Origin of the sequence: Pigmentiphaga sp. YJ18, from assembly GCF_038066655.1 — a bacterium.
Lineage (GTDB): Bacteria > Pseudomonadota > Gammaproteobacteria > Burkholderiales > Burkholderiaceae_B > Pigmentiphaga.
In genome coordinates this window covers 30,398-46,166 of record NZ_JBBUKU010000002.1, presented here as the reverse complement: position 1 = coordinate 46,166, position 15,769 = coordinate 30,398, and the positions used below count along the sequence as shown (strand labels likewise).

The window sequence follows — 15,769 nt, the reverse complement described above, 5'->3', positions numbered from 1 at the left end:
AGCTTACGCTCCCCTTTTCCCTGGCTTTGCCGACGGCCCGTCAGGCGGCTTCGCGGCTGGCCCGCTTGCGGTCGTGCTCTTTCAGGTGCAGCTTGCGCAGACGGATGTTCTTGGGCGTGATCTCGACCAGTTCGTCGTCGGCGATGAACTCCACCGCGTACTCCAGCGTCAGCTGGATGGGCGGAACCAGGCGCACGGCCTCGTCCGTGCCCGAGGCGCGGACGTTGGTGAGTTGCTTGCCCTTGATCGGGTTGACCACCAGGTCGTTGTCGCGGCTGTGGATGCCGATGATCATCCCTTCGTACAGCGCCTCGCCGGGCGAGACGAACATGCGGCCGCGATCCTGCAGCTTCCACAGCGCGTAGGCCACGGCATCGCCGTCTTCCTGGCTGATCAGCACGCCGTTGTGGCGCTCGCCCAGGGTGCCGTCGCGCACCGGAGCGTATTCGTCGAACACGTGGCTGATCAGGCCCGTGCCGCGCGTCAGCGTCATGAACTCGCCCTGGAAACCGATCAGGCCGCGAGCGGGAATGCGGTACTCCAGGCGGGTGCGGCCCTTGCCGTCCGAGGCCATGTCCAGCAGCTCGCCCTTGCGACGGCCTAGCTCTTCCATCACCGAGCCCTGGTGGCCGTCCTCGACGTCCACCGTCAGCAGTTCGAACGGCTCGCACTTGACGCCGTCGATATCCTTGAAGACCACGCGCGGACGCGAAACCGCCAGTTCATAGCCTTCGCGGCGCATGTTTTCCAGCAGGATGGTCAGGTGCAGTTCGCCACGGCCCGACACCTCGAACACGGTGTCGTCGCCGGTATCGCGCACACGCAGCGCCACGTTGGACTTGAGTTCGCGGTCCAGGCGGTCGCGCAGCTGGCGGCTGGTCACGAACTTGCCTTCGCGGCCGGCCAGCGGCGAGGTGTTCACGCAGAAGTTCATGGTCAGGGTCGGTTCGTCGATCTTGATCATGGGCAGGGCCTCGGGCGTGTCGGGCGCGCACACCGTGCAGCCGATGCCCAGCTCGTCGATGCCGTTGATCAGGACGATGTCGCCGGCCTGCGCCTCGGGAACGATCTCGCGCTCCAGGCCACGGAACTTCAGCACCTGGTTGACGCGGCCCTTGATCGGGTTCCCTTCGGGACCGAACTTGATCACCACGTCCTGCAGCGGACGCACGCGCCCGCGGGTGATGCGGCCCACGCCGATCTTGCCGACGTAGCTGGAATAATCCAGCGACACGATCTGCAGTTGCAGCGGACCGTCGGCGTCGTCGTTGCGCACCGGCACCTTGTCCAGGATCACGTCGAACAGCGGCTTCATGTCGCCGCTGCGCACTTCCTCGGTCAGGCCCGCGTAGCCGTTCAGGCCCGAGGCGTAGACCACCGGGAAGTCGAGCTGCTCTTCGCTCGCGCCCAGCTTGTCGAACAGGTCGAAGGTCTGGTTGATGACCCAGTCCGGACGGGCACCCGGGCGGTCGATCTTGTTGATCACCACGATGGGCTTGAGGCCAAGGGCCAGGGCCTTGCGCGTCACGAAACGGGTCTGGGGCATCGGGCCCTCGACCGCGTCGACCAGCAGCAGCACGCCGTCCACCATGGACAGCACCCGCTCGACCTCGCCGCCGAAGTCGGCGTGCCCCGGGGTGTCCACGATGTTGATGTGCGTGCCTTCGTATTCGACCGCGCAGTTCTTGGCCAGGATCGTGATGCCACGTTCCTTTTCGATGTCGTTCGAGTCCATGACCCGTTCGGCTATCTGTTCGTTCTCGCGGAAGGTGCCCGCCTGCCGCAGCAGCTGGTCCACCAGGGTCGTCTTGCCATGGTCCACGTGGGCGATGATCGCCACGTTGCGCAATGCGCGTGTCATGTCGTTTCCTTGAATGAAATCAATCTGTCGGGCTGCAGCCAGCCGTCCTCGCAGCGAGCCGTTCCCAGGAATCCACCGTCCGGTCCGGCAACCCGGACCTTGCCTGCATCTGTCTCGGCGGCCGCCGTGCCGGTTGCATCGCCGGCGACCATTCTTTCCTTGCGTCCCTGCATGAAGCGCCGGGCCGCCGCGGCGTCCAGCCGCACGACCGGCAGGTCGGCCAGCAGCGACTCGATCGGCAGCAGCGCGCCGGCCGGATCGGCCAGGGCTTCCAGCCGCTCCAGCGTCCAGGCCTGGGCCAAATCGAACCCCGCCGTGCGCGTGCGGCGCAGCGCCGTCAGGTGCGCGCCGCATCCCAGCGCCCGGCCGACGTCCTGCGCCAGCGTACGGACGTAGGTGCCCTTGCTACATGCGACGTCGATCGTCGCCGATCGTCCGGACAGCGACAGCAGCCGCAATCCATGAATCGTGACCTGCCTCGGTTCCCGCTCCAGCTCGACGCCCTCGCGCGCGTATTCGTACAAGGGCTTGCCGTCGCGCTTGAGCGCCGAATACATGGGCGGCACCTGCGAAATCCTGCCGACGAAGCGTGACAACACGTCGAGCATCCCCGCCTCGTCCACGGCCGCCGCGGGATCCTGGCCGGGGAAGCCGACCGGCACGCCCGTACGGTCGCCGCTGTCGGTTTCCTCGCCCAGCGCCAGCGTGGCGGTATAGCTCTTGTCGGCATCGAACATCCCGCCGGAGAACTTGGTCGCCTCGCCGAAGCACAGCACCATCAGGCCTGTCGCGAACGGATCCAGCGTCCCGGTATGCCCCGCCTTGCGCGCATCCAGGATGCGCCGAGCGCGCTGCAAGGCATGATTGCTGGACAAGCCCTCGGGTTTATCCAGCAACAACACACCATCCAGCGCACGCCCGCGTCGGGAAGCCATCGCAATCGTCGGAAAAAAAGGACGCGGCGCGGCTTACGCGCGGTCGTCGTCAGGAGCGGACGGTTCTGCCGGCGCGATACCCTCGCGCGCGTCCTGGCCGGCCTGGCTGGATTCGGCCAGTTCGTCGGCCTTGACGCCCGGCGTATTGGCCTGGGCGATCAGCCGGTTCATTTCCATGCCGCGCGACATCTGGCGGTCGTGGAAGAAATGCAGCGTGGGAACGGTGTGGATGTGCAGTTGCTTGAACAACAGCGAATGCAGCCACCCCGCTTTTTCATTCAGCGCGGTTTCAGCCTGGGACGGCTCGGCGCCCATGACGGTGAAATACACCTTGGCATGGGCGTAGTCGGGCGTCAGGTCCACGCCCGTAAGCGTGACCAGCCCGGCGCGGGCCGTATCGACCTCGCGCTGGATCATTTCGGCCAGATCCTTCTGGATCTGGTCGGCGAGCCGCTGGTTGCGGCCGCCGCCGGGGAGCTTCTTCTGCCTGTGACGACTCATCTGCCTGCACGTGCCCCTTACAGGGTACGCGCCACTTCCTTCACCTCGAACACCTCGAGCTGGTCGCCGATCGCGATGTCGTTGTTGTTGCGCAGCGTGATACCGCAATCGAAGCCGGACTTGACTTCCCGCACGTCGTCCTTGAAGCGGCGCAGCGAATCGACCTCGCCGGTCCACTGGACCACGTTGTTGCGCAGCAGGCGGACCTGCGAATTGCGGCGGACCACGCCGTCGAGCACCATGCAGCCCGCGATGTTGCCGATGCGGGACACGTTGTAGACCTCGCGGATCTCGACCAGGCCGATGACCTCTTCGCGCTTCTCGGGGGCCAGCATGCCCGACATGGCCGACTTCACGTCATCCACGGCGTCGTAGATGATGTTGTAGTAGCGCACGTCGATGCCGTTGTTCTCGGCCAGCTTCTTGGCGCTGGCATCCGCCCGCACGTTGAAGCCGATGACGACCGCCTTCGAGGCGATGGCCAGGTTGATGTCGCTTTCCGACACACCGCCGACCGCCGCGTGCACGACCTGCACGCGCACCTCGTCGGTGGACAGCTTGGTCAGTGCCTGGACCAGTGCTTCCTGCGAACCCTGGACGTCGGTCTTGACGATGAGCGCCAGCGTCTGCACGCCCTCGCCCATGTTGTCGAACAGCGACTCCAGCTTCGCGGCCTGCTGGCGAGCCAGCTTGACGTCGCGGAACTTGCCCTGGCGGAACAGCGCGATTTCGCGCGCCTTGCGCTCGTCGCTCAGCACCATCAGCTCGTCGCCGGCGGCCGGGACCTCGGTCAGGCCCTGGATCTCGACCGGAATGGACGGACCCGCTTCGGCAATCGGCTTGCCCACTTCGTCCAGCATCGCGCGCACCCGGCCGAAGCTCGCGCCGGCCAGCACGGCGTCGCCGCGCTTGAGCGTGCCGCTCTGGACCAGGATGGTCGCGACCGGGCCGCGGCCCTTGTCCAGCTTGGCTTCGATGACCAGGCCCTTGGCCGGCGCATCGACCGGCGCCTTCAGCTCCAGGACTTCGGCCTGCAGCAGTACCTGCTCGAGCAGTTCGTCGATGCCGGCGCCGGTCTTGGCAGACACGGGCACGAAGGGCGAATCGCCACCGTATTCTTCCGGCACGACTTCCTCGGCCACCAGTTCCTGCTTGACGCGGTCGGGGTTGCTCTCGGGCTTGTCGATCTTGTTGATCGCCACCACGATGGGCACGCCTGCCGCCTTGGCATGGTGGATGGCTTCCTTGGTCTGGGGCATGACGCCGTCGTCGGCCGCCACCACCAGGATCACGATGTCCGTGGCCTGGGCGCCGCGCGCCCGCATGGCCGTGAACGCCTCGTGGCCCGGGGTATCCAGGAAGGTGACCACGCCGCGCTCGGTTTCCACGTGGTAGGCGCCGATGTGCTGCGTGATCCCGCCCGCTTCGCCCGAGGCGACCTTGGCGCGGCGGATGTAGTCCAGCAGCGAGGTCTTGCCGTGGTCGACGTGGCCCATGACGGTCACGACCGGCGCACGCGGCATTTCCACGGCGTCCGAGGCCGGCGCCTGGTCCAGGAAGGCTTCGGGATCGTCCAGCTTGGCCGCGATCGCGGTGTGGCCGAGTTCCTCGACCACGATCATGGCCGTTTCCTGGTCCAGCACCTGGTTGATGGTGACCATCTGGCCCATCTTCATGAGGACCTTGATGGCCTCGGCCGCCTTGACCGCCATCTTGTGGGCCAGGTCGGCCACCGAAATGGTCTCGGGCACGTGCACTTCGCGCACGATGTTCTCGACCACCTGCTGTGTCTTCTGGTCCTGGTGCCGGTTCCGGCCACCGCGGCCACCGCCACGCCAACCGTCGCGGCTGGCGCCCGGGGCATCGCCGCGGGTCTTCAGGCCCTTCTTGCGCGAGGCATCGTCGGACCAGGTCGAGGCAACGGCCCCGGCCTTCAGGACCTTCTTGCCCGGCGCGGCCTTGTCGTCCTTCTTGGCGGCCGGCGCGGCCTTGCTGTCCCCGGCGGCGGCCTTCGCGGCCGGCTTGTGCAGCGTACCGGCGATCGGCGCCGTCGGGGCCGTGGCCGGCGCAGGCGCCGGCTGCGGAGCATGCAGGACCTTGTTGCGCGGACGGCTCAGCATCTCGCGCAGCGCGGCGGCCTCGGCCTCGGCGGCACGGCGCGCCTTGTCACGCGCTTCCGCGGCCTTGGCATCGGCCTTGCGCATTTCTTCCGCCTTCTTGCGGGCCTCTTCGGCCTTGACGCGCGCCGCTTCGGCGCTCGACGCAGCCTGGCTTGCTACGACATCGCTCACTGCAGCCCCTCCCTCGGGCACGGCAGGGTGGGTGGATTGGGCAGCGGCCGCCTCGGCGGCGGCATGCTTGGCTTTCTCGGCTTCAGCCGCGGCTTCCTCGGCTTCCCTGGCAGCGCGCTCGGCGGCCAGACGGGCCTGCTCCTCGACTTCGCGCAGGCGCGCCTCGGCCTCGCGGCGTTCGCGTTCCTCGGCCTCGGCGCGCTCGCGCGCCTGCGCCTCCTGCTGCTCGCGCTCGAGGCGCTCGGCTTCCTGGGCCTCGGCTTCCACCTGGCTGGCGCGCACCTCGTCCTCGGGACGGGCCTGGCCGGCTTCCAGCTCGGCGCCGTCGCCGGCATCGCGCTTGATGAAGACGCGCTTCTTGCGCACCTCGACCTGGATCGTGCGGGCCTTGCCGGTGGCATCGGCCTGCTTGATCTCGGACGTCTGCTTGCGGGTGACCGTGATCTTCTTGCGGTCCTCGGACGCACCATGGGCACGGCGCAACGATTCGAGCAGTTGTGCCTTGTCGCTTTCGGTGACGGTATCGTCGACCGACTTGATGCTTACTCCCGCGGCGCGCAGCTGCTCCAGCAGTACGTTGGCGGGCAATTTCAGCTCGGTTGCGAACTGGGCGACAGTGTTACTCGACATTCGTTTCTCTTCCCCGGTGTGGCTGATCGACGGTATGGGCAAACTCAAGCCTGCTCGAACCAGTGCGCGCGCGCACGGACGATGAGCTGCTTGGCCTGCTCTTCATCGATGCCGGTCAACTCGATCAGTTCGTCGACGGACAGGTCCGCCAGGTCGTCGCGCGTAAGCACCTGGCCTTCCGCCAGCTTGGCGGCCAGCTCGGGCGTCACGCCTTCCAGACTCAGCAGATCCTGCGCGGTCTCGACCCGCTCTTCCTGCGCGATGGCCTCGGTCAGCAAGGCATTGCGGGCACGATTGCGCAGTTCGTTGATCGTGTCCTCGTCGAAGGCTTCGATCTCCAGCAGTTCCTGGATCGGAACGTAGGCGATTTCCTCCAGACCCGTGAAGCCTTCCTCGATCAGGATGTCGGCCACTTCCTGGTCGACGTCCAGCTTGGACATGAAGGTTTCGCGCAGGGAGCTGTGCTCCTGCTCCTGCTTGGCCTGGCTTTCGTCAGGCGTCATGATGTTGATCTGCCAGCCGGTCAGCTCGGACGCCAGGCGCACGTTCTGGCCGCTGCGGCCGATGGCGATCGCCAGGTTGTCCTCGTCGACCACCACGTCCATGGCATGGCGGTCTTCGTCGACCACGATGGACTGGACGTTGGCCGGCGCCAGCGCGCCGATCACGAACTGCGCAGGATCCTCGGACCATAGCACGATATCGACCTGCTCACCGCCCAGCTCGTTGCGCACCGCCTGCACGCGCGAACCGCGCATGCCGACGCAGGTGCCGATCGGGTCGATGCGGCGGTCGTGGGCGACCACGGCGATCTTGGCGCGCACGCCGGGATCCCGGGCCGCGCCCTTGAGCTCGAGCAGGCCCTGCTCGATCTCGGGCACTTCGTTCTCGAACAGCTGGGCGATGAACAGCGGCGTGGCGCGCGACAGGATGATCTGCTGGCCGCGGGCCTGGCGATCGATGCCCTTCAGGTAGGCCCGCACGCGGTCGCCCACGCGCAGGTTTTCCTTCGGGATCATTTCCGATCGCGGCAGGCGCGCCTCGACCTTGCCGATCTCGATGATGGCGTCGCCCTTGTCCATGCGCTTGATGGTGCCGGACACGATGGATTCGCCGCGCTCCAGGAAATCGTTCAGCAGCTGCTCGCGCTCGGCATCGCGGATCCGCTGCAGGATGACCTGCTTGGCGGCTTGCGCGCCGATGCGGCCGAACTCGATGGGCTCGAGCGCCTCTTCGACGTAGTCGTCCAGTTCGATGTTGGGCACGACTTCGCGCGCTTCCGACAGCAGCGTCTGCTGGTCGGGCATCTGCAGGCCGGCTTCGTCGGGCACGACCAGCCAGCGACGGAACGCCTCATGGTCGCCCGTCTCGCGGTCGATCGCGACACGAATGTCGACATCCTCTTTGTAGAGCTTCTTCATGGCGGAGGCCAGCGCGCTCTCGAGAGCACCGAACACCACGTCGCGCGTGACGTTCTTCTCGCGCGCCAGCGCGTCCACCAACAACAGAATCTCGCGGCTCATGGCTTTTTGCCCCTGAAATTCAGAACCGGATCCAGCTTGGCCCGCTCGATCTCGTCGAGCGTGAACCGCAGTACCTGGATATCCCCTTCCTTTGCTTCGAATTCGATGCCGAACGTCTCGGGTTCGGCGCCTTTGTCTGTCCCATCCGCCTGTGCGGCCGGATCGGGGTCCGGAACGACCAGCGTGCCGGCGAAAACCTTGCGTCCCTCGAACGGCAGGCGCAACTTGATCTGTGCGCGCTCGCCGGCGAACCGGGTAAAGTCCCTGGCGGTGCGCAGCGGACGATCGGTGCCCGGCGAGCCGACTTCCAGTCGCGCGTAGTCGATGTTCTCGACCTCGTAGACCCGCGACAACTGGCGCGAGACCGCTTCGCAGTCCTCGATGCGCACCCCGCCTTCGCGATCTATCGTGACACGCAGCAGCCCCTGCCCGGCGCGTTCCACGTCGACCAGTTCAACCCCCAGGCCCGCCAGGGATTGTTCGGTAAGCTGAAAAAGATCTGCCATGCCTCGTTATGCGCCCTCGTTCGTGAACGGCATGCCTGGCATGCCGCCGTGTATCGGCCGTGGCCCATCGCCCGGCACAGGCCAGGAATCCGACGGACACGAACCGGAAAACCAAAAAAAAATGGGCTGCACGGCCCAGCCCATTTTGCGACATCGTTCCGATCGCGCGCTTACGCGCCGCATGACCCGAACGACCGCCTGTTCTGTTGTCGGAGGACTCAACCGGGAACCAGCCTTTGGGCACGAATGCCGCAGACCGCCTTTCAACCGGAGAACCCTCCTGCCCTGTACACACCAGCCACCCCCTGAAACGCCGGGGGCCGCCATCGCGCAAGGTGAAGACCGGCTCGAAAAGTGCCCTGATCGTGCACTGAACCCTAAACGCGGTGTCTAGCCTGTAGATGTTAAGCCAAATCGGCCTTTTTTTCAAGCCAATGGCCACCGCGCCACAGGAGTCCGCCTAGCCACGGCCCCGCCGTGCCCGTCCGTTCGCCCCACCCAGGAATCCCAGGTGGGATTCGTGGGCCGAGGCGCCGCGGGGTTGGCGCTCTTCGCTCGGGCCGCGTCCGCCGCCCTTCCCTGCCTTCGGACCGTTGCCGCCCTTGGCGGGGCGGCCGCGCTGGGCACGTCCGCCGGCAGCGGCGCCGGCCTCGGGCTTGCGACCCTCGGACCGCCCGCCCGGACGGGCCGGACCTTTCTTCCCTGGCTTGCGCCCGCCGGGCCCATTGGCACGCTCGCCGCCGCCATGGGGATGCCCATTGGGCAGCCCACCCGCGAAACTCTGGCCGGTGCCATACGGATCGGAGGGAAAGCTTTGCGCCACGCCCGGCATCGCCGCCTTGCCGCCCTGGATACGGCCCTTGCGGCCGACGCGGGCGCCATGCATGCCGTTCTGCTCCAGCGTGCCGAAGCCCGGGGGCAGCGCGGCCTCGTGCGACACGGGTTGCGTGCTGCGCCGGCCCCGGCGCCCGCCTTCCTCGTCGTCCGCGCGGACCAGGCCCAACTGAACCTGCAACGCGGTCACCAGCGAGGGATCGAGTTCTTCCCACCGTCCGCGACGCAGGCCGCGCGGCAGGGACACGTCGCCGAAACGGGTGCGCAGCAGACGGCTCACCACCACGCCCTGCGACTCGAACATGCGCCGCACTTCGCGGTTGCGGCCTTCCTGCAGCGTGACGCGGTACCAACGGTTGCTGCCGTCGCCGCCCAGGTAGTCCAGGGAGCCGAACGCGGCCATGCCGTCTTCCAGCGGCACGCCTTCGACCAGCGCCCGGCGCTGATCGTCGGTCATCTCGCCCAGCACGCGCACCGCATATTCGCGTTCCTGCCCATAGCGGGGATGCATGAGACGATTGGCCAGGTCGCCGGAAGTCGTGAAGATCAGCAGGCCCTCGGTGTTCAGGTCGAGGCGGCCGATGGACAGCCATTTGCCGTTCTTGATCTTGGGCAGCCGCGAGAACACCGTGGCGCGGCCCTCGGGATCGTCCTGCGTGACGATCTCGCCCGCGGGCTTGTGGTAGAGCACGACCCGCGGCGGGCGCGTGGTATGGCGCCGTTGCACCAGCTTGCCGTTGACGCGGACCTGGTCGTTGGGCGCCACGCGCTGGCCGATGTGGGCGGGTTCGCCGTTGACCGACACGCGGCCAGCCACGATCAGCTCTTCCATCTCCCGCCGCGAGCCGATGCCGGCGTCGGCCAGCACCTTGTGCAGCTTGGGCATGACGGCCTCGCTGGACAGATACTTGCCCAGGCGGCGCTTGAGATCGGGAGCCTTGTCGAGGAAGGACAGCGCCTGGTCGGCCTCTTTCTCGGCCGCGCGCTGTTCCTCGGGGCTCAGGTCGGGCAGCGCCAGCTGCGTGCCATCGGCCTCGGCCTGGACACCCGCTTCGCGGCGCTTCTGGCCCCCGCGCCGCTGCTGTTGCGGCGGCTTCGGACCCTTGGCAGCCCGAGGGCCCTTGGCCTCCTGGGGGCCCTTCGCTGCGCGCGGCTTGCGGCGCTGCGGCTTGGCTTCGGCGGGGAACAGCGCAGCCTGCTCGCCTTCGGCGGCGGGCGCGTCGGCCGGCGCGCCGGCCTCGGGCGCGGCCTCATCGGTCGGACGGCGGCGGCGAAAAGGCGTACGCAAATTCCGCCGGCCCCGGGCCTTTTCCTGCGTGGGCGCACCTGTCTCCGACGGAGCGGACGCCTCCACGCCTTCGGCGGGGGGCATATCGTGCGTGGTTTCGTTCATGTATGGTCTTGGTTGCTTGTCTTCGTAACCGAGGACTCCTCGTCCTCGACGTCCGGCGCCGGCTCGGCGTCAGGCGCTTGCATGTCGGCTTCTTCGTGGCCGGCGGGCTCGTCCGCGGCGGCCTCGGCGACGATTTCCTCGTCCACCGTTTCCTGGGTGTCCGGCGTGTCGGCGGGAGCCTCGTCCGCGCCGCTGTCGCCGAGGTCGATGCCCTCGGCGGCGACTGCGTCCTCGCCCCCTCGCACTTCTTCGACGATCACCGCTTCTTCGGCGACCACCACTTCTTCGGCGACCACCCCTTCTTCGACCAGGACCGCCTCTTCAGCGACGACCGCCTCGGCCGCCGTATCGTCATTGGCGGCGGCGTCGTCGGCCTCGCCCGGCATGTCCTGCCCGGCCCCTTCCACCGCCAGGGACAGGTCCCCGGATCCATCCAGCCCGCTCAGCGCGGCCACGGATTCGGCGGACTCCAGCGGCGGCAGCTCGTCCAGCGCCTTCAGCCCCAGGTCGTCCAGGAAATGGCGCGTGGTGCCGAACAGCGCCGGCCGGCCGGGCGCGTCGCGGTGGCCGATGACCTCGATCCAGCCGCGATCCTCGAGCGTCTTGATGACCTGCGAGGACACGGTCACGCCGCGGATTTCCTCGATGTCCCCGCGCGTGACGGGCTGCCTGTAGGCCACGATCGCCAGCGTTTCCATGACGGCGCGCGAATACTTCGGCGGCCGCTCGGGATTGAGGCGTTCGAGATAGGGCCGCATGGCGGGCCGGCTCTGGAACCGCCAGCCGCTGGCCAGCGCAACGAGCTCGATACCGCGTTCGGCCCATGACTGGTGGATGTCCTGCAACAGGCCGCGTAGCGTATCGTTGCCGACTTCGTCGGCGAACAGCTTGCGCAGTTCCGACAATTGCAACGGTTCCTGCGCGCACAAGAGCGCAGTCTCCAGCACGAGCCTTGCCTCGCTGGTGTTCATGAGCGTGTGATCAAACGGGCGTAATCCGTATGGTTCCCAATACGGGTTCTGATTCTTAGAGCATGTGGCCTGGACGACCGGCCCGACCTTCAGGGCGAGCTGGCGGAGTTCTACGTTATGCTGAACCGGCCTGTGATGATGCGGGAGCGTTTTGGGAGCCGGGTTCGTGACCACCGGCAAGACCGGCCGCGCCTTGTCGGCGCGGGCGCAAGCCCCTGCAGCGGTTCTTAGTGTAGCGTCTGCACGCGCTTGTCACAAGCCTCCGGGCAAACCGGACCGCACGACCAACCCTGGCCCTCCAACCCACGCCCGCCTCCATGCCTGCCACCCGACTCTGGAATTCCGCCTATTTCCTCCTCATCACCACCGTGCTGTTCTGGTCGGGCAATTTCATCGTGGGACGCGCGGCCGGCGGCTCCGTGCCTCCCATCGCACTGGCCTTCTGGCGCTGGGCCGGCGGCACGCTGATCCTGCTGGTGCTGGCGCGCAGGCATTGGCGGGCCGACCTGCCTGTCATCAGGCGGCACCTGCCCATCCTGCTCCTGCTGTCGCTGCTGGGCATCGCCGGCTTCAACACGCTGGTCTACATCGGACTGCGGGAGACGTCCGCCGTCAACGCGCTGCTGATGCAGTCGGCCATTCCCATGGTGACGCTGCTGTTCTCGTTCATGCTGCTGGGCCAGCGCGCCTCGCTGGCCCAGATCGCCGGCGTGGCCATTTCCCTGGCGGGCATCGCCGCCATTGCCACCCGCGGCCGTCCGCAGGACCTGCTCGCCTTCGCGCTCAATCCCGGGGACGCCTGGATCGTCGCCGCGGTCGCGGTCTGGGGCTTGTACACCACCTTGCTGGCTCGCCGCCCGGCCCTCCACCCGCTCAGCCTGCTGACCGTCACCTTCCTGATGGGCACGCTGATGCTGCTGCCGCTGTACCTGTACGAACATGCGCAGGGCGCGCGCATCGAGGCCGGCCTGCCCAGCGCGCTGGCCATCGCCTATGTGATCCTGCTACCCGGCATCGTCGCCAATTTCTTCTACAACCGCGGCGTGGAACTGATAGGCGCGGGGCCCGCCAGCCTGTTCATCCACCTGATGCCGGTCTTCGGCACGCTGCTGGCGGTCGCGTTCCTGGGGGAGCGGGTCCACCTCTTCCATCTGGCGGGCATCGGCCTGATCGCGACCGGCATCGTGCTGGCCACGGTCGCACGCAGGCGGGCCGCGGCGCGGCCAGTATCGTGACAGGGAAGAGCCGGCGCGGCTAGGCGCGGAAGTCGCCCGTCCCCAGCTGGACGATGCCGCTGGTGGGCGTGCCCAGGGTTTCCTGCGCCGCGGTCAGGATTTCGTGCCGGCCCCGGTGGAAGGCGGCAAGCAGCGCGTCGGCGGACGCGTCCGAGGCACCGAAGTGCTCGCGCAGCACATCGGCGGAAATTTCGAACTCCTGGGATTTGCGGCCCTCGAACCGGGCGGTGAAGCGAACGGCGCCGTCCAGCACGGCGGGCCGGACTTCTCTGGCAAGCTCCGTGGTCATAAGCCTGTCTCCGATAGTCTGAACCAGCGGTCGTCCCTCGCGACGACCGATTCGCGCATCGCGATCCTTGACTCTAGGCCCAATGGCCGCGCCCGTCCACTGCCCTCCAGGTAATGCGATGCATAAACCTCACCCCGCCTGGCGGGCGGCAGCGCAACGTTTCGTTGCATGCGCCGCGCGCGCCCGGCACAATCGCGGCTTCGCCGGATCGGCATGTCGCGCTTGTCAAGGAAATCCGCATGGCCATGCTGGGTCTGAGGGGTAAATCGCTACTGGCATTGTTGTTCGCCTGCGCCGTGGCCCTGGTGCCGGCGGCGCTGCTGGCCTGGCAGGGCATCAACGCCGTGCGCGAATATTTCGGCGTCGCCTACGCCCGCAACCACACGCTGCTGAGCGAGCAGAAGCTGCTGGCCCCCGTCATGCGCGAGCTGGCGCTGGCCCAGCGCATGGCCAGCTCGACCCTGACGCTGGACTGGATGCGCGACCCGGCCAACCCCGAGAAACGCAGCCGCTTCTTCCGGGAAGCCCGGGGCTACCAGCACGATTTCCGCGACCACTCCTATTTCGTCATCGACGGCACGCCGTCCTACTATTACAACGACGACAAGGGACCTACGGTCGAAACGCCCCGCTACACACTGAAACGTTCCGAACCCAAGGACGCGTGGTTCTTCTCGACCATGCAGGACAGCGCGCCCTACGACCTGCAGATCGACGTCAACCACGTCCTGGGCGTGACCAAGTTCTGGTTCAACGTGCAGGTGCGCGACGGCCAGGAACGGCTGGGCATGATAGGCACGGGCCTGGACCTGACCACCTTCCTCAAGGGCTTCATGGAGGGCGTGGAGCCGGGCGTGAGCACCATCATCTTCGACCGCCAGGGCAACATCCAGGTCCATCCCGACGCCACGCGCATCGCCTACAAGTCCATGACGGCCGAGGAAACCGCCCAGCGCACGGTCCAGGGGCTGGTGGCCCGCGATGCCGAGCGCACCCAGCTGCAGCAGGCCATGGCCGATGCCCTGGCCCGCCCCGGCAGCGCCATTCCGCTGTTCGCCACGCTGAACGGCGCGAAATCGGCCGTCGCGCTGGTCTACCTGCCCGAGCTGCGGTGGTATGTCCTGACGTCGGTGGACCTGGGCATCGCCCGCATCGTCAATTACCAGTGGCTGGTGCCGGCGCTGCTGGCGCTTGCCGCCGTGCTGTTCCTGCTGCTCCTGGGCTTCGGCTACGCGGTCGACCGGCTGATGCTGGCGCCTCTGCGCCGGCTGCAGCACACGGCCCAGGCGATCTCGGCCGGCCGCTACGACGTCACCCTGCCCAAAGGCGGCAGCGACGAGATCGGCGAACTGAGCCGCGCCTTCGGCGTCATGGCCGAGAAAGTCCGCTCGCACACCGCCGAGCTGGAACAGCGGGTGCGCGAGCGCACCCAGGCGCTGGAGGAAGCCAACGAGCGCATGGCCGCCACCCACAAGACCATCGACGACTCCATCGACTACGCCAGCCTGATCCAGCGCGCGATCCTGCCCGACCGCCAGTTGGTGCAGTCCCTGGGGCGGCACCATTTCGTGCTGTGGAAGCCCCGCGACGTGGTAGGGGGCGATTTCTACGTGTTCCGGGCCGACGGCGACAACTGCCTGCTGGGCGTGGTCGATTGCGCCGGCCACGGCGTCGCGGGCGCGCTGATGACCATGCTGGCCCGCGCCGCCATCGACCACGCCATTTCCGAGGCCGGCCCGGGCGACCCCGCAGCCATCCTGACGCGCACGGACGCGGCCATGCGGGCCATGCTGAGCGACGCCGAACTGCCGCGCGCGCTGGCCACGAACATGGATGCGGCCCTGGTCTACGTAGACCGGCATGCTGGACAGTTGCGCTTCGCCGGCGCGAAAATGACGCTCTACGCCAGCAGCGGGGACGCGGTCGAGGAATACAAGGGCGCCCGCCGCGCCCTGGGGGAAAAGCGCGTCGGGGAATATACCAACGCCACGCTGCCTCTTGCCGATCGCACCTTCTACCTCGTCACCGATGGCCTGCTGGACCAATCCGGAGGTGAGCATGGCTTCAGTTTCGGGAATCGCCGCCTGGTCGACCTGCTGCAGTCGGTGGCCGGGCTCCCGCTCGACCAGCAGGCCCGCGCCGTCACCCAGGCATTGGTAGACTACCAGGGCCGCCAACCGCAGCGCGACGATATTACCGTCTTGTCATTCAAGTTCGAGCAGGCCAACCTTAGCGCGGAGTCATGATGGATTCGATCGACCTTTTCGCCATGCGCGAAAGCTTCACCCGCGACCGCATCATGCTGTGTTTCAACGGCCCCATCTCGCGCAGCCTGATCGAGGAAATCGGCAATGCGCTGCGCAACTACCTGCAGGCGGAGCAGGTGCAGCCCTCGGCGGCCATGGACGTTTTCGGCGCATACATCGAAATGACTCAGAACATCCGGCACTATGCCAGCGCCCAGGGCTATGCCGAACATGAAGCGATGGCCACGGTCATCGTGGCCAACAAGGAAGACGGCCGCCACGTCGTGTCGGCCGGGAACGTGGTGGAAATCGCCGACGGCCATTCGCTGCTCGGGCGGATCAACGCCCTGGCCCGACAGGACAAGGCCCAGCTCAAGGCCAGCTACAAGGAACAGCTGCGCAAGCCCCGCGACGCGGAGGCCAGCAGCGGCTCGGGCCTGGGTCTGATCGACATCGCGCGCAAGGCCAGCGAGCCGCTCAGCGCCTCGCTGCGGGAAATCGACGCGGGCCGGGCGTTCTTCAGCCTGAGCGCCGTCATCTAGCAAACGAGTACC

12 protein-coding genes are annotated in these 15,769 nt (G+C 67.4%); 3 read left to right on the top strand and 9 right to left on the bottom strand.

Annotated features, from left to right (window positions below; all coding sequences use genetic code 11):
- Nucleotides 1–40: 40 nt before the first annotated feature.
- From typA to scpB, 8 genes are all read right to left on the bottom strand, one after another.
- Nucleotides 41–1,861, bottom strand: a complete 1,821-nt coding sequence (typA, locus tag WKR98_RS14025; protein ID WP_341433895.1) for a translational GTPase TypA — start codon at nucleotides 1,859–1,861, stop codon at nucleotides 41–43.
- Complete coding sequence (gene truB, locus WKR98_RS14020; protein ID WP_124689973.1) at nucleotides 1,858–2,796, bottom strand: tRNA pseudouridine(55) synthase TruB; 939 nt, start codon at nucleotides 2,794–2,796, stop codon at nucleotides 1,858–1,860. The genes typA and truB overlap by 4 nt, the downstream gene beginning before the upstream one ends.
- A gap of 33 nt (nucleotides 2,797–2,829) precedes the next feature.
- Nucleotides 2,830–3,297 (bottom strand): 30S ribosome-binding factor RbfA, encoded by a 468-nt coding sequence (rbfA, locus tag WKR98_RS14015; protein ID WP_124689974.1) that lies wholly within the window; start codon nucleotides 3,295–3,297, stop codon nucleotides 2,830–2,832.
- Between the two features lie 17 nt (nucleotides 3,298–3,314).
- Entirely contained in the window at nucleotides 3,315–6,218 is a 2,904-nt protein-coding gene (gene infB / locus WKR98_RS14010) for a translation initiation factor IF-2 (protein WP_341433894.1), read from the bottom strand.
- A gap of 44 nt (nucleotides 6,219–6,262) precedes the next feature.
- Nucleotides 6,263–7,741: a transcription termination factor NusA gene (gene nusA / locus WKR98_RS14005; protein WP_124689976.1), complete on the bottom strand. Its 1,479-nt coding sequence runs from the start codon at nucleotides 7,739–7,741 to the stop codon at nucleotides 6,263–6,265.
- Nucleotides 7,738–8,247, bottom strand: a complete 510-nt coding sequence (rimP, locus tag WKR98_RS14000; protein WP_124689977.1) for a ribosome maturation factor RimP — start codon at nucleotides 8,245–8,247, stop codon at nucleotides 7,738–7,740. The genes nusA and rimP overlap by 4 nt, the downstream gene beginning before the upstream one ends.
- 460 nt (nucleotides 8,248–8,707) lie before the next feature.
- Nucleotides 8,708–10,474, bottom strand: coding sequence for a 23S rRNA pseudouridine(2605) synthase RluB (gene rluB / locus WKR98_RS13995; RefSeq protein ID WP_341433893.1), 1,767 nt, complete (start codon nucleotides 10,472–10,474; stop codon nucleotides 8,708–8,710).
- Complete coding sequence (scpB, locus tag WKR98_RS13990; RefSeq protein ID WP_341433892.1) at nucleotides 10,471–11,445, bottom strand: SMC-Scp complex subunit ScpB; 975 nt, start codon at nucleotides 11,443–11,445, stop codon at nucleotides 10,471–10,473. The genes rluB and scpB overlap by 4 nt, the downstream gene beginning before the upstream one ends.
- A 317-nt stretch (nucleotides 11,446–11,762) precedes the next feature.
- On the opposite strand from scpB, the gene WKR98_RS13985 reads away from it, so the two are divergent.
- Nucleotides 11,763–12,680 (top strand): DMT family transporter, encoded by a 918-nt coding sequence (locus tag WKR98_RS13985; protein ID WP_341433891.1) that lies wholly within the window; start codon nucleotides 11,763–11,765, stop codon nucleotides 12,678–12,680.
- Nucleotides 12,681–12,699: 19 nt separating this feature from the next.
- On the opposite strand, the gene WKR98_RS13980 is transcribed toward WKR98_RS13985, so the two are convergent.
- Nucleotides 12,700–12,969, bottom strand: a complete 270-nt coding sequence (locus WKR98_RS13980) for a DUF1488 family protein (RefSeq protein ID WP_124689980.1) — start codon at nucleotides 12,967–12,969, stop codon at nucleotides 12,700–12,702.
- A gap of 239 nt (nucleotides 12,970–13,208) precedes the next feature.
- On the opposite strand from WKR98_RS13980, the gene siaA reads away from it, so the two are divergent.
- Nucleotides 13,209–15,215 carry a biofilm regulation protein phosphatase SiaA gene (siaA, locus tag WKR98_RS13975; protein WP_124689981.1) on the top strand — a complete coding sequence of 669 codons (2,007 nt, stop codon included), beginning with the start codon at nucleotides 13,209–13,211 and terminating at the stop codon, nucleotides 15,213–15,215.
- The gene (gene siaB / locus WKR98_RS13970) at nucleotides 15,215–15,757 is read left to right on the top strand and encodes a biofilm regulation protein kinase SiaB (RefSeq protein WP_124692392.1); all 543 of its coding nucleotides are present in this window, start codon (nucleotides 15,215–15,217) and stop codon (nucleotides 15,755–15,757) included. The genes siaA and siaB overlap by 1 nt, the downstream gene beginning before the upstream one ends.
- Nucleotides 15,758–15,769 lie beyond the last annotated feature (12 nt).